The 14,085-nt window shown below is 69.5% G+C and carries 12 protein-coding genes and 2 tRNA genes; 10 read left to right on the top strand and 4 right to left on the bottom strand.

What is annotated here, in order from left to right; all coding sequences use genetic code 11:
• Positions 1-8 precede the first annotated feature (8 nt).
• The gene (locus AB5I40_RS39995; RefSeq protein ID WP_370935337.1) at positions 9-641 is read left to right on the top strand and encodes a TetR/AcrR family transcriptional regulator; all 633 of its coding nucleotides are present in this window, start codon (positions 9-11) and stop codon (positions 639-641) included.
• Between the two features lie 33 nt (positions 642-674).
• On the opposite strand, the gene AB5I40_RS39990 is transcribed toward AB5I40_RS39995, so the two are convergent.
• Entirely contained in the window at positions 675-2,492 is a 1,818-nt protein-coding gene (locus tag AB5I40_RS39990) for an NAD(P)-binding domain-containing protein (protein WP_370935336.1), read from the bottom strand.
• Between the two features lie 154 nt (positions 2,493-2,646).
• Between AB5I40_RS39990 and AB5I40_RS39985 the strand changes: the two genes are divergently transcribed.
• From AB5I40_RS39985 to AB5I40_RS39970, 4 genes are all read left to right on the top strand, one after another.
• On the top strand, positions 2,647-3,837 hold the full coding sequence (locus AB5I40_RS39985) for a transcriptional regulator (protein ID WP_370935335.1): 1,191 nt from the start codon (positions 2,647-2,649) through the stop codon (positions 3,835-3,837).
• Positions 3,838-3,920: 83 nt separating this feature from the next.
• A tRNA-Val gene (locus tag AB5I40_RS39980) sits at positions 3,921-3,992 on the top strand.
• Between the two features lie 34 nt (positions 3,993-4,026).
• Positions 4,027-4,098, top strand: a tRNA-Val gene (locus tag AB5I40_RS39975).
• 142 nt (positions 4,099-4,240) lie between these two features.
• Positions 4,241-4,582: a hypothetical protein gene (locus AB5I40_RS39970; protein ID WP_370935334.1), complete on the top strand. Its 342-nt coding sequence runs from the start codon at positions 4,241-4,243 to the stop codon at positions 4,580-4,582.
• A gap of 35 nt (positions 4,583-4,617) precedes the next feature.
• On the opposite strand, the gene AB5I40_RS39965 is transcribed toward AB5I40_RS39970, so the two are convergent.
• On the bottom strand, positions 4,618-5,160 hold the full coding sequence (locus tag AB5I40_RS39965; protein WP_370935333.1) for a hypothetical protein: 543 nt from the start codon (positions 5,158-5,160) through the stop codon (positions 4,618-4,620).
• A gap of 207 nt (positions 5,161-5,367) precedes the next feature.
• Between AB5I40_RS39965 and AB5I40_RS39960 the strand changes: the two genes are divergently transcribed.
• The 5 genes from AB5I40_RS39960 to AB5I40_RS39940 all read left to right on the top strand — a co-directional run bounded on the left by AB5I40_RS39960 (position 5,368) and on the right by AB5I40_RS39940 (position 11,712).
• Positions 5,368-7,503: a phosphocholine-specific phospholipase C gene (locus AB5I40_RS39960; RefSeq protein WP_370935332.1), complete on the top strand. Its 2,136-nt coding sequence runs from the start codon at positions 5,368-5,370 to the stop codon at positions 7,501-7,503.
• A 109-nt stretch (positions 7,504-7,612) separates the two neighbouring features.
• Positions 7,613-8,557, top strand: a complete 945-nt coding sequence (locus AB5I40_RS39955; RefSeq protein WP_370935331.1) for an ATP-dependent 6-phosphofructokinase — start codon at positions 7,613-7,615, stop codon at positions 8,555-8,557.
• Positions 8,558-8,596: 39 nt separating this feature from the next.
• A complete protein-coding gene (locus AB5I40_RS39950) occupies positions 8,597-9,988 on the top strand; it encodes a PLP-dependent aminotransferase family protein (protein WP_370935330.1) in 1,392 nt (463 codons plus the stop codon).
• Between the two features lie 48 nt (positions 9,989-10,036).
• Positions 10,037-10,525 carry a carboxymuconolactone decarboxylase family protein gene (locus AB5I40_RS39945; RefSeq protein ID WP_370935329.1) on the top strand — a complete coding sequence of 163 codons (489 nt, stop codon included), beginning with the start codon at positions 10,037-10,039 and terminating at the stop codon, positions 10,523-10,525.
• Positions 10,522-11,712 carry an MFS transporter gene (locus tag AB5I40_RS39940; RefSeq protein ID WP_370935328.1) on the top strand — a complete coding sequence of 397 codons (1,191 nt, stop codon included), beginning with the start codon at positions 10,522-10,524 and terminating at the stop codon, positions 11,710-11,712. Before AB5I40_RS39945 ends, AB5I40_RS39940 begins: the two co-directional genes overlap by 4 nt.
• On the opposite strand, the gene AB5I40_RS39935 is transcribed toward AB5I40_RS39940, so the two are convergent.
• Entirely contained in the window at positions 11,679-12,869 is a 1,191-nt protein-coding gene (locus AB5I40_RS39935; protein WP_370935327.1) for an acyl-CoA dehydrogenase family protein, read from the bottom strand. The two genes, AB5I40_RS39940 and AB5I40_RS39935, sit on opposite strands and share 34 nt — an antisense overlap.
• Entirely contained in the window at positions 12,866-13,987 is a 1,122-nt protein-coding gene (locus AB5I40_RS39930) for a CaiB/BaiF CoA transferase family protein (RefSeq protein WP_370940703.1), read from the bottom strand. The genes AB5I40_RS39935 and AB5I40_RS39930 overlap by 4 nt, the downstream gene beginning before the upstream one ends.
• Positions 13,988-14,085: the final 98 nt, after the last annotated feature.

Genomic DNA, 14,085 nt, shown 5'->3' with positions numbered 1-14,085 from the left:
GGAGAATCATGCCCGCACCGCGGAAGTTCACGCGCGACCGGCTGCAGGCCGCCGCGCTCGCACTCGTCGACGCCGGCGGACTGGACGGCCTGACGATGCGCAGCCTCGCGACCGAACTGGGCACCGGGCCGATGACGATCTACAACTACGTCGACGGCCGGGACGGGCTGGAGCAGCTCGTCACCGAAGCCGTGATGGCAGAGGCGACCTGGCCGGATCCGTCCGACGACTGGGTCGCCGACGTGCACGCGGTCGCCGAGGGAATGTGGCGGGCGGTGCGGGCGCATCCGCACGCCATCCCGCTGATCCTGACCCGCCGCAGCTTCGACCTGACAACGCTCCGGCCGGCCGAGGCCCTGGTTCGCGCACTCGCCCGCAGCGGACGCTCCGGAGCCGAGCTGCTGGTCGCCTTCCGCACGGTTTCCGCTTTCGTCATCGGCTGCGCCCAGGCCGAACTGGCCGGTCCGCTGTCGCGCGACGCGGACGAAGCCGAGACCGCCGACCGGATCGCGGAACTGCATCAAGACCAGTTCGCCGGGCTCCTCGAAATCGCGGAGGCCGCCACGGTGAGCGATCCGGAAACCGAGTTCGCCGAGGGAATGCGCGTCGTCCTGGCCGGCCTGCAAGAAAAAACCCGGTGACCGCCAAGGCAGCCACCGGGTTTCCCAACAACGTCAAGACAGGTGATGCACGTCCTGCAGCCCGTACACCGGCGTCTCAAGGCCTTCGAACCGAGCCTTCAGCTGCAGCGCCAGATACAGCGAGTAATGCCGGGACTGGTGCAGATTCCCGCCGTGGAACCACAATCCCTCCTGCTGGGTGGGCTTCCACATGTTGCGCTGCTCGCCCTCCCACGGACCCGGGTCCTTGGTCGTTTCCGAGCCGAGGCCCCAGCATTTGCCGACCCGGTCCGCGGTTTCCTGCCCGACCAGGTCGGCGACCCAGCCGTTCATCGAGCCGTAGCCGGTCGCGTAGACGACGACGTCGGCTTCCAGCTCGGTGCCGTCCGACAGCACCACCGAGTTCGCGGTCAGGTGGTCGACCTGGCCGTGCGCGAGCTTGATGCTGCCGTCGGCGACGAGCTCCGAAGCGCCGACGTCGATGTAGTAGCCGGAGCCGCGGCGCAGGTACTTCATGAACAGGCCGGAACCGTCGTCGCCCCAGTCGTGTTTGAAGCCCGCCGCCTCGAGCCGGGCGTAGAAGTCCGCGTCGCGCTCGTGGATCGCTTGGTACACCGGGATCTGGAACTCCGGCATGATCCGGTACGGGATCGACGCGAAGATCAGGTCGGCCTTCTCGGTGGTGACGCCCGCGGCCAGCGCGCGCTCCGAGTACAGGTCGCCGAGGCCCAGGTCCATCAGCGAATCCGACTTCACGATGTGCGTGGACGAGCGCTGCACCATCGTCACGTCCGCGCCGTGCTCCCACAGCGCCGCGCAGATGTCGTGCGCCGAGTTGTTCGAGCCGACGACGACCGCCTTCTTGCCCGCGTACGCGTCCGGCCCGGGGTGCTGCGACGAGTGGTGCTGGTCGCCCTCGAACTCGTCCATTCCGGGGAACGACGGCAGATTCGGCTTGCCGGACATCCCGGTCGCGAACACCACGTGCTTCGGCGTCAGAACCACTTCTTCGCCGTCACGGTCCACCTTGACATGCCACTGCTTCGCGTCGTCATCCCACACCGCGGAGGTGACCGCCGAGCGCGTCCAGTACGGCACCTCCATCAAGCGCGTGTACATCTCCAGCCAGTCCGCGATCTTGTCCTTCGGCGCGAACACCGGCCAGTTCTCCGGGAACGGCAGGTAAGGCAGGTGGTCGTACCATACCGGGTCGTGCAGGCAGAGGTTCTTGTACCGCTTGCGCCACGAATCGCCGGGCCGGTCGTTGCGCTCCACCACCAGCGAGGGCACGCCGAGCTGGCGCAGCCGGGCGCCGAGCGCGATCCCGCCCTGCCCGCCGCCGATCACGACGACGTAGGGCTGCTGGCCGTAGCCGAGCGTCTCCTGCTCCTCGGCCCGTTTCTCCGCCCAGGACCGGCGGCCGCGCACCACGCCGTGCTCGACGCCCTTGGGCCGCCGTTCCCGCTGCGACTCCTCGAAACCCTTCAGCTCGCGCAGGCTGGTGAGCAGCGTCCACGCGCCCTCTTCCTTCAGCCGCAAATGCCCTTTCGCGCGTCCGGCGGCGGTCTCGAACTCGATCCACGCCTCGGTGACGCCGTCGCTTTCAGTGGCGGGTTCGCTGGTGCGGAATCCGCTCGGATCAGTCGCTTCCAGACAGCCGCCGAGCAGCCCGGCGACGCCGTCCCGGCCCTCGACGGTCTTGAGGTTCCAGGTGAACGAAACCAAGTCGCGCCAGTAGGAATCGACGGCGAACAACGCCGCGGCGGCCTCGACGTCGCGGGCGGTCAGCGCGGCCTCGAACCGGGCCAGCCAGTCCTCGACCCGGGCCTGCGGCGTACTCGCCTCCGCGATCCGGTCGACTGTCTGTGTCATCGCTACTCCTCGGACGTCGCTGTCGTGGTGTAGCGCCGATCACACTCCCCGGGCGACGGGCGCGGCAAGGGTTGCAGCGAGTTGCACGCGCCCGCTGCATGGAAACATCGGCGCAGGTCACCTATGCTGGGCGGCTAACGCGACGGTGCGGGAGGTGACTGTGGTGGTGCACAGTGCGGTGCCTCCGGGCCGCAACCTGCCCACCCACGCCCGCGACCTCGTCCGCATGCACGAAGCCGTCATCGGCGGCAGCCGCCCCGCCGTGCCGCCGCGCCCGCTCGTCTCGCGCTCCTGGTCCCGCGTGCTGAGCCTCGGCCTCACCGCCGACGGGATGAACGCCCGCGATTCGGTGCCCGGCGACGAGGTCGAACGCCGCAGGCACGGCTCGCCGCTGCGGCACGTCATCGAAGACCTCCGCCAGGTCGTCGGCGCGACGTCCGATTCGGCGCACATGCTCCTGGTAGTCACCGACGCGGACGGCATCATCCTGTGGCGCGAAGGCTCGTCCGCCGTCCGGCGCAAAGCGGACACGCTGGGCTTCACCGAAGGCTCCGAATGGACCGAATCCCGCGTCGGCACCAACGCGATCGGCACCGCGCTCGCCGAAGCCGCGCCCATCGAACTGCTCGCCGGCGAACACTTCGAGCAGAACCAGCACCCGTGGTACTGCACCGCCTCGCCGATCCACGACCCGCGCACCGGCGAACTGCTGGGCGTCATCGACATCAGCGGCCCCGCCCTGACCCTGCATCCGGCGATCGGCGCACTGGTCGAAACCGGCAAACGGCTGGCCGAATCCGAACTGTGGCGCACGCATCGCCAACGCCTCGAACGACTGCGCCAAATGGCTGAACCTGTCCTGTCCTCCGGCCCCGCCCTGGTCGTGGACGAGGACGGCTGGGTCGCGCACAGCGTCGGCGTCTCCGCGGGCGAACGCATCGCCGCCCCCCAAACCGGCCAGGTCGTCGCCGTCCCCGGCCTCGGAGCCTGCCTCCCCGAACCCATCGCCGACGGCTGGCTCGTCCGCCCCGCCGACACCGCCCGCACCGTCCGCCTCGACCTGGACCTCACGCCCGCTCCCCTGCTCAGCCTGCAAGCAGGCGACACCGGCTGGCGCCGCCCGATCACCAAACGACACGCGGAAATCCTGGTCCGCCTGGAGAAGGCCGGCCGCGACGGCCTGTCCGCGGTCGCGCTGAGCCACGCCCTCTACGGAGACGCCGAACACCTCGTCACCGTCCGCGCCGAGGTATCCCGCCTGCGCCGCCTGCTGGGCGCCATCGTCGACACCCGCCCGTACCGGCTGGCCGAAGGCGTGCGCATGACTGTCCACGCAGGACAGTGACCAGCGCGGGCAGCGAAACCGGGCCCCCTGTCAGACGTCGCCGAGGCGTCCGCTAATGTTTACGACACGTTGCACAGCAGCAAGCGCGATTAGCTCAGCGGGAGAGCGCTTCCCTGACACGGAAGAGGTCACTGGTTCAATCCCAGTATCGCGCACTCCAGTCCACCCCAGGCTGGTGCGTTGCACAACGGGCGATTAGCTCAGGGGGAGAGCGCTTCGTTCACACCGAAGAGGTCACTGGTTCGATCCCAGTATCGCCCACAGTGTTTGTTCTGGTCACCCGGCCTGTCGATGATATTCATTGGCAGGCCGTTCGTGATTTTTGGGAACATCCGGGGAGAACGGTCTCCTGAGCGCAAGCCGAAGAGGCCCCCGGCACGTCCAGAAGCTCATGAGGTGACCCGTGTCCGCTGTGTTCGTCATCAATCCTCTCGGCAAGCGCGACTTGGGCTTCCTTGACTGGAATCCCTCTCGCGGCATGCTCCTTCAGGTTCTCGAGTTCATCGCCGACGAGGTCGAGGATCAGGCGCTGGCCGCGGACCTGCGCGAGTTCGTGGCCGGGGGTTACGCGTTCATCGCCCTGAGCAGCTACAGCGCGGAGCAGGGCGCCGAGATCATGAAGGTGATCCGGGAGAAGCTGCCGGACGCGGTCGAAAAGTGGTATCCGGGCCACGAGGGCGCCCGCCAGAACATCGCGGAGCTAGTCGAACTGGTCGAGGAAGCCGAAGCCTGTCCCTCTGAGTGACCGTCGTCAGCGATGCGCCGCCAGCTTCGTCGGGGTTAGGGCGTCGTGGGTTTCTGGGAGGCTGCGGTGTTCCGGATCCGTTTGGTGCGGCCGTGCTCAGCCAGCAATGCCAGCACCTGCCGCGAAGCGGAGAAGTCGGCCAGCCGCCGCTGCATCCAGTCGCTCGCCGATTCCAGGTCGGCGACGTCCAAGACCCGGCCGTTTTCGGTCTCCAGCCACAATTCCCAATCCCGCACCCGCTGCCGGACGAACTCGCGGTCCTTCGCTGGTGCGAGCCGGCCCGCCTCCTCGACGATTTCCGCCGCCCGCCGAAGGAACTCCGCCGGATCGGCGGTCTCCCCCGCGAGGTGGTCGACCAGCTCCACCACCGCCGTTTTGGCCGTCAGCGGTTCCGGATCCCGCACCAGCACCGCGGCCAGCTCCCGCCGATCCGCCCCGCCGCTCGCTGAGATAACGCGACGGTAAGCGGCGGAGCGGACATGCTCGTTCGCGACCGCCGCATCGACCTCGACGTCGGTCAGCCCGGCGGCCTCGAACAACGCGGTCAGGTCGGCTCGCAACGTCGTCACTTCGTCCATCCTCGTGCGGCCGCCTGGTTTCGCCTGCCGAGCTTGCGTCCTTTTGCCAGTCTTGCTTCAAGTCTGGCCTCAGTTTCCCCCGGCGGAAGTATTCACCCGCGCGCCAGATCCGGGACACTCTCCTCGTTCATGCTCTCACCCGGGCGGGCGGCGGCCGGTAAATCCGGGTGACCGTTGTCTCGCCGCGAACACGTGGAGGAACGAACCATGGCGGGTACGAGTCGCCGGAATTTTCTCGGCATGGCGGGGGCTTCGCTGGCCGGCGCGGCGGCCAGCGGGCTGCTGCCCGGGTCTATCGGGAAGGCTCTCGCGGTCGAACCGGCCCGCCGGTCGGGCACCATCGAGGACGTCCAGCACGTCGTCGTCCTCATGCAGGAGAACCGGTCCTTCGACCACTACTTCGGCACCATGCGCGGCGTGCGCGGCTACGGCGACCCCCGGCCGCACCTGCTGCCCAACGGGCGGCCGGTGTTCTACCAGCCGCCGGCGAAGGTGCGCACTGCCGGATACAACGGGCGCGGGCTGCCCAACGACGCTGAGTACGTGCTGCCGTTCCCGCTCGACGCGCTGCGCACCAGCGAGCACATCGCCGGCACGCACCACGGCTGGGGCAGTGGCGAGCCGCTCTGGAACGGCGGGCGCTACGACGGCTGGGTGAACGAGAAGCAGGACGTGTTCACCATGACCTACCAGCAGCGGTCCGAGCTGCCGTATCACTACGCGCTCGCCGAGGCGTTCACCATCTGCGACGCCTACCACTGCTCCGTCCCGGCGGACACCGCACCGAACCGGATCCTTCTGTGGTCCGGCACCATCGACACGCAGAACCGCCTTGGCAGCAAGCAGAACGGGCCTGGGCTCTGGGAGCGGCCGGACACCAACGGCTACAGCTGGACGACTTACCCCGAGCGCCTGCAGCAGGCGGGCGTGAGCTGGAAGCTTTACCAGGGCGGCAGCGGCATTCCCGGCGAGCCGACGGACAACTACACCGACAACTCGCTCGAGTTCTTCGCGAAGTACCACCGTCAGGAAGGCGCGTCCGGGCCGCTGGTCGAGCAGGGCGTTTCGACGCACACGCTCAAGGAGTTCCGCGCCGACGTGCAGGCAGGCACCTTGCCGCAGGTCACCTGGATCGTCCCGCCGTACAAGTACAGCGAGCACGCGGCCGCGTCCGCCAGCGACGGCGCGTACTACCTGAACCTCGTCCTCGACGCGCTCGTCTCCAACCCCGAGGTGTGGAGCAAGACCGTCTTCTTCATCAACTACGACGAGAACGACGGACTCTTCGACCACGTCGTCCCGCCGATGCCGCCGCTGGTCAACCGGCCGGGCACGGACGGTCTCGTCTCCCGGTCGCTCGCGGCGAGCCTCCCCGACGAGACGCTCGACTTCGACAAGCTCCCGAAGGGCACCGGCGGCGGACCGGCCGGCGTCCCGCTGACCGGCAAGCACCCGGCGGGGCTCGGTTCCCGCGTGCCGATGCTCGTCGTGTCGCCGTGGTCGCGCGGCGGCTGGGTCTGCTCGGAAACCTTCGACCACACCTCGGTGCTGCGCTTCCTCGAAGCCCGGTTCGGGGTGGCGGAGCCGAACATCAGCGCGTGGCGCCGTTCCGTCTGCGGCGACCTCACCTCGGCGTTCGACTTCTCCCGCCCGCAGACCAAACCGGTCGCGACGCCGACGCCGACCCCGCTGCCCAGCAAGAACCAGCCGTTCTCGGTGAAGCTGCCGCAGACGATGCCGACTCAGGAGCCGGGCGTCCGCCCCGCGCGGGCGCTGCCGTACCGGTTCACCTCCGAGGTCGCCGGGAAGCGCGACGGGCACTCGATTTCGGTGCAGTTCACCAACAACGGCACCGCGGGCGCGTACTTCTACGTTTACGCGCACGGCGATTCGCCCCGCCGCTACACGGTCGCCGCGCACGACACCGTCAGCGACATCTGGGAAGGCGCGCCGGGCACCGACGAGCACGGCAACTACAACCTTCGCGTGACCGGCGCGAACGGTTACCTCGCGCAGTTCACCGGCACCACGGCGGACACCAGTGAGCCCGAGGTTTCGGTGTCCACCAACAACTACGGTGCCCCGCTGCTCACGCTGACCGTCACGAACCCGGGCCGCCAGCGCCGGAAGCTCAAGCTGCGCAACGACTACAGCCGCAGTGCCGCCCGGACGATCGTGCTCGGCCCCGGCGAAACCCGGCGGGTCCCGTGCGAAACGGCGTCCGCGTTCGGTTGGTTCGACATCTCGCTGACCGACCCGGCCGCGCCGGGCTACCTGCGCCGGTTCGCCGGGCACAACGAGACCGGCCGTCCCAGCTTCAGCGACCCCGGTCCGCGACGGTAATCCCCGCGAAAGTCCACTAAAGAGAACGGAAACGCCCGGCCGGGTGGAACCTGCCGGGCGTTTCCGCATCCCGCTTGCTTCATCGATTCAGTCATGCCACTCTCGCCGCATGCGGATCGGCATGCTGACCGGCGACCTCGACTGCCCCGGATCGAACGCGGTGGTCCGGGCCTTCGCTCGCAAAGGCATTCAGGTGTACGGCTGGGAAATCGTCGGCATCCGGGACGGGTGGGCAGGGCTGCGGGAGAACCGCACCGTGCCGATCGGGCCGCGTGAAATCGACGAGACCTTGACCCGGAACCGTCCGCTTCTCGGCTCCTCGCACGGCCCGGTCAAGCCGGGCGATTCGCTGCACGGTCTCGACGCGCTGGTCGTGCTCGGCGGGGAGGATGCCGTTGCGGGGGCAGCGAAACTCGCCGCCGACGGAGTCCAGGTCGTCGTCGTTCCCGCGACGATCCGCAACGACGTCATGGCGACCGACGCGACCTTCGGCTTCGACACCGCGGTGCAGATCGCCGCCGACGCGCTCGACCGGTGCCGCACCACGGCCGAATCGCACGAGCGCGCGCTGGTCGTCGAGGTCTCCGGCCGGGATTCCGGCTGGATCGCCCTGCACGCCGGGCTGGCGGGCGGCGCGGACGTGATCGTCGGGCCGGAGCACCCGTTCGACCTCGACCAGGTACTGGCGCGGGTGACGCGCCGGTTCGAACGCGGCCGAGCCCCGATCGTCGTGATCGCCGAAGGCGCGCTCCCGCAAGGATCCCCGGTGCCGAACGGCGTCGCCGCGTGGCTGTCCGAGGAGATTTCCCGGCACACCGGCAAGGAAGCCCGCGCGGTCGCGGTGAGCCAGGACGGCGGACGGCCTACCGCCGCTGACCGCGAACTTGGCACCCGATTCGGCCTCCGCGCGGCTGACGCGGTGCACGCGGGCGAGTCCGGGGTCATGGTCGCGCTGCGCGGCACCGATCTCGGCACCGTCCCGTTGGCCGCGGCCGCCGGACGAAAGACGGTCTCCCCCGCGCGGTACCGCGAAATCGAAGCCCTGCTCAGCTGACGTCCGCCCACTGTGGACGCGCCAGGCTAGAGTCCGGCCATGAAGCGCGCATCGGTGGCCGAGGGTCTCGACCTCTACCTGCCCGTCTCCACGACCCGCCCCGCGCACGCGCTCGAAACCGCCCTGCGCGCGGCGGTCGTCGACGGTCGCCTTCCGGTAGGCACCCGCCTGCCCGCCTCCCGCGCACTCGCCACCGATCTCGGCATCGCCCGCAGCACTGTTTCCGAGGTCTACTCGCGGCTCGCCGCCGAAGGCTGGCTGGAGAGCCGCGTCGGAGCCGGAACGTGGATCGCTGGCTTCCCTCGGCAGACACAACCAGTTGCAGCCCAACGACAATCGCCGCCGGAGTACGAGCTTCGCGGCGGTCTCGCCGACGCGGGAGATTTCCCGCGCAGCCAATGGAGCGCGCAAACCCGGCGAGCGCTGTCGGAAATGCCGGTCTCCGCATTCGCCTACGCGCCGCCAGAAGGAGCGACCGAACTCCGCGACACCCTCGCCGGGTACCTCGCCCGGACGCGCGGCGTGGCGGTCACCGCGGCGGAACTCCTGATCGGCAGCGGCTTCGGCGACCTGCTTTCGTTGACCTGCCGAAGCATTCGCGCACGCGGCGGCAAGCGGATCGCCGTCGAGGAGTTCGGGCACGAACGGCACCGGCGCATCATCGCCGAGTCCGGGCTGGAGATCGTCGCGATCCCGGTCGACTCCGACGGCGCCGACCTCGCGGACACCCCGGCGGACGCGGTCTTCCTCACCCCGGCCCACCAATTCCCCACCGGAGTGCCGCTTTCCCCGGAACGCCGCCGGGCCGCGGTCGAATGGGCGAACGCCCGCGACGCGCTGATCCTGGAGGACGACTACGACGGCGAGTTCCGCTACGACCGCCGCAGCATCGGCGCGCTCCAGGCCCTCGCGCCGGATCGGGTCGTCTACCTGGGCACGTCGAGCAAAGCCCTCGCCCCGGCCGTCGGCGTCGCGTGGGCGGTGGCCCCGCCCGAGCTTTTCCCCGAACTGCTCCGCCAGCGCACCCTCAGCGGCGTCACGCCCAGCGGGCTGCACCAGCAGGTCCTCGCGCGCTTCCTCGACTCCCACGAGTACGACCGCGCCGTCCGCCGGCGCCGGGCCACCTTCCGGACCCGCCGCGAGCTGTTCGCCCAACTCCTCGCCGAGCGCTCGCCAGACCTGCGGCCGGGCGGTCTCGCCGCCGGTCTCCAATGCCTGGTCGAACTCCCGAACGCGGCCGCCGAAGAACGCACCCTCGCCGCCGCGCGCCAGTTCGGCGTCGCTCTCGAAGGACTCGCCGACTACCGCGCGCCCGGCGGCAATCCGGACCGCGCCGGGGTCGTCATCGGCTACGGCGCGGTGTCGTCCGCCCGGGCCGCCCGCGCCCTCACCCTGGCCGCCGACGCGCTGGCAAATGGACTGAGTTCCTAGCGACAGATTGGCCGGGAACTCGGTCCATTGGCGACCTAATCTAGGTCCATGGCAACGACGAACCCCACTCTGGTCCCGATCCCCCAGCGCCTCGATTTCGACGCACTGGCCCCGATTTTCTCCCGTGCGATGAGCACTTTGGACGACGCCGCGACCCAGCAGCTCGACCACGCCGGCATCGAGCCGGGCCTGCGCGAACTAGTCCGCCTCCGCGCCTCCCAGATCAACGGCTGCGCGTACTGCGTCGACATGCACTCGCAGGCCGCGCGCAAGGAAGGCGTCACGGCTCAGCGGGTCGACGCGCTCGCGGTCTGGGCGGAATCGGGCCTGTTCACCGCGGCCGAGCGGGCCGCGTTCGCGCTCACCGAGGACGTCACGCGCCTCTCCGAAACGCACGTGCCCGAGTCGACCGTTTCCGACGCCGTCAAGGCACTCGGCGAGGAAGGCGCGGCGGCGGTGATCGCGCTCATCACCGCGATCAACATGTGGAACACGGTCGGCGTGTCGACCCGCTGCTGGTCGGTCAGCCCGGCATGACCAGCGCGCGCACGGCGATCCGGCGGCTCGCCACCGCACAAGCCCTGACCTCGGCGGGCGACGGCGCGGTGCTGGCCGTGTCCGCCGTCCACTTCACCACCCGGGTCGGCCTGCCGGCGGGAATCGTGGCGCTCGGGCTCTCGCTCGGCGCCGCGACGAGCCTGACCACCACCGTTCCGTTCGGGACGCTGCTGGACCGGATCGGCGCCCGCCGGGCACTCGCCGCGGCGACCGTCGCCGCGGTCGCGGGCCTGCTGCTGTTCGCCGTCGCGCACACTGTTCCGCTGTACATCGCCGCGTGCGCGCTCTTCGCCTGCGGGCAGAGCGCGCTCGCGGCGGGCCGCCAGGCCGTCGTCGCCACCGTCGTGGCTCCCGAAGGCCGCGTCCGGGCCCGCGCATTGCTGCACACCGCCGTCAACATCGGCATCGGCGCGGGCTCCGGACTGGGCGCGCTCGTCCTGGCCGCCGGAACCAACGCGGTCACTGTTTTCCTCGTCGACGCCGGATTGTTCATCTTCGCCACCGCTTTGTATCTGCACGCCGGACCAGACGCACCCACCGAACGCCAGACCGGCTGGCCAGCCTTGCGCGACCGCCGCTATGTCACCCTGACGCTGCTGGCCGCGATCACTCAGCTGACCATGCCGATCCTCAGCGTCACCCTTCCACTGTGGATAGTCACGCGCAGCGCCGCTCCACAATGGACTTCCGCGGTGGTGCTGCTGGCCAACACCGTCCTCGTCGTACTCCTCCAACTGCCGATCAGCCGACAGGTCCGCGACGCCCGCACGGCCCGCCGATCCCTTGCCGTAGCCGGAATCTTCCTGATCGCCGCCTGTTCCGTCTTTGGCTCGCTCGGCGCCTCCGAGCACCCGGTGGTCCTGGCGCTAGTGGGTGCGCTCTTGCTCACCGTCGCCGAAACGACCGCCTCCGCCGGTGCCTGGCACCTCGCGTTCAGCCTTGCCCCCGAAGGACATCAGGGCCAATACCAAGCGCTGTTCGCCACCAGCACCGCGCTCGCGCGCATCACCGGGCCGATCGTGCTGGTCCCGCTGGTGCTGACGTTCGGCTTCCTCGGCTGGACGCTCGCCGGGCTCGGCATGCTCGCTGCGGCCGCCGCGCTGGCGGCCATGGCCGTCCCTCGCCGGAAACCTCAGCGGAAAGCGGACTGCCCGGTGATCGCCTGACCGACCACCAGCGTGTGCATCTCGACGGTGCCCTCGTAGGTGAGCACGGATTCGAGGTTGTTCATGTGCCGGATCACCGGGTACTCCAGCGAAATCCCGTTCGCCCCGAGGATCGTACGGGCGGTGCGGCAGATCTCGATCGCCTCGCGGACGTTGTTCAGCTTGCCGAGGCTCACCTGTTCCGGACGCAGCACCCCGGCGTCCTTGCGCCGTCCCAAGTGGATCGCGAGCAGCAACGCCTTCGTGTACTCGAGCGTCATGTCGACAAGTTTCTGCTGCGTCAGCTGGAACGCGGAGATCGGCTTCCCGAACTGCGTGCGGTCCTCCGCGTAGGACATCGCTGCCTGCAAGCAAGAACGCGCCGCGCCGACCGAACCCCAGACAATGCCGAAGCGGGCCTCGTTAAGACAGCTCAACGGCCCCTTCAGCCCGGTGACCTCCGGGAGCACCGCGTCCGCGGGCAGCCGCACGCCGTCGAGAACGAGTTCGCTGGTGATCGAAGCGCGCAACGACAGCTTGTGCTTGATCTCCGGCGCCGAGAAGCCCGGCGTGTCGGTGGGCACCACGAAACCGCGCACGCCCTTGTCGGTCTGCGCCCACACCACGGCGACGTCGGCGACACTTCCGTTGGTAATCCACATCTTCCGGCCGTCGAGCACCCAGTCGTCACCGTCGCGCCGCGCGCGGGTGCGCATGCTGCCCGGATCCGATCCGGCGTCCGGTTCGGTCAGCCCGAAGCAGCCGATCGCCTCGCCCGCCGCCATCGACGGCAGCCACTGCTGCTTCTGCTCCTCCGAACCCCACTTCCAGATCGCGAACATCGCGAGCGAGCCCTGCACCGACACCAGCGAGCGGATGCCCGAGTCGCTCGCCTCCAGCTCCAGGCACGCGAGCCCGTACTCGGTCGCCGACATCCCCGCGCAGCCGTAGCCCTCCAGGTGCATGCCGAGCACCCCGAGCGACCCCAGGTCCTTGGCCAGACCGCGGACGTCGGGCAGCTCGCCGCGCTCGAACCAGTCGCCGACGTACGGGTCGATCCGCTCGGAGCAGACCCGGCGGACCGCGGCCGCGATCGCCTTCTCGTCTTCGGTGAACAGGTCGCCGAGCCCGGCGGGGTCGCGGGGATCCAGCGGCGGCAGGGACTTCGTGGCGCTCATTTCTTCTCCTCTGCGAGCCAGCGGCGAATCTCGTCGCTGTGCTGCCCCAGCCGGGGCGGGGCGGTGTAGCGGGCGACCGGCGTGTCCGAATAGCCGATCGGATGGCGGACCTGGGGCGGCGAGTCGCCGACCGGCACGGTGGGCGCGAGACCGAGCGATTCCGCGAGCTTGAACCCGTCCGCGAGATCGCCGACCGGCCCGGCGGGCACGCCGACTTCGGTCAGCCGCACGGCCCAAGCGACCACGGTGTCGGTGCCGAGTTGCTTTTCGAGCGCAGCTCTCAACTCCGGACGATTGCGGACGCGCTCGGCATTCGTCGCGAACCGCTCGTCGTCGGCCAGTTCCGGAACGCCCAGCACCTCGGCCAGCCGACGGAACTGCCCGTCGTTGCCGCAAGCCAGCGCGAGCACATCGTCCTTGCAGCGCAACGTTTCGTACGGCGCGATCGACGGATGCGAGTTGCCCATCCGGCCCGGCGCACGTCCGGTCGTGAGATATGACGAAGCCTGGTTGGCCATCGAACCGAGCAAACTGGACAGCAGATTCACCTCGACCCGCTGCCCGCGTCCGGTCTGCTCGCGGGCTCGCAACGCGGCGAGAATGCCGATGGTGGCGTCCTTCGCGGCAAGCACGTCGACAAGCGCGACGCCGACCTTCGCCGGTTCGTCGGTGCCGGTGATGCTCATCAAGCCGCCCATCGCTTGCACGAGGAAGTCGTAGCCGGGCAGATCCGCGTCGCCGCCGAAGCCGGAAACCGAGCAGTACACAATGCCGGGATTACCCACGCGGACGGATTCGTAGTCGAGCCCGCGCCGCCCCAGCGCGCCGGACCGGAAGTTCTCCACGAGCACGTCGGCGCGTTGTGCGAGTTCGCGCGCCAAGACCAGGTCGTCCGGATCGCCGAGGTCGAGCACCACGGACTGCTTGGACCGGTTCGCGCATTCGAAGTACGAGCTGGAGTTTCCGGTCCACGGCGGTCCCCAGCCGCGGGTGTCGTCCCCGGAACCGGGCCGCTCGACCTTGATCACCGTCGCCCCGAGGTCGGCCAGGTTCACGCACGCCAGCGGCCCGGCCAGCACCCGGCTGAAATCCGCGACGACGACACCGTCCAGTGGCATGCTCACGAGCGCACCTCCTCGCTACGCATACTGGCATCGAAATACGTATTTACGCAACCTGCAGGTCCGGGTAGAGTTCCCGATCACCCGAGGAGAGA

It is taken from the genome of Amycolatopsis sp. cg13, assembly GCF_041346965.1.
GTDB lineage: Bacteria > Actinomycetota > Actinomycetes > Mycobacteriales > Pseudonocardiaceae > Amycolatopsis.
The sequence above is the reverse complement of the archived record's forward strand: the minus strand, read 5'-3'. Positions and strand labels throughout refer to the sequence as shown.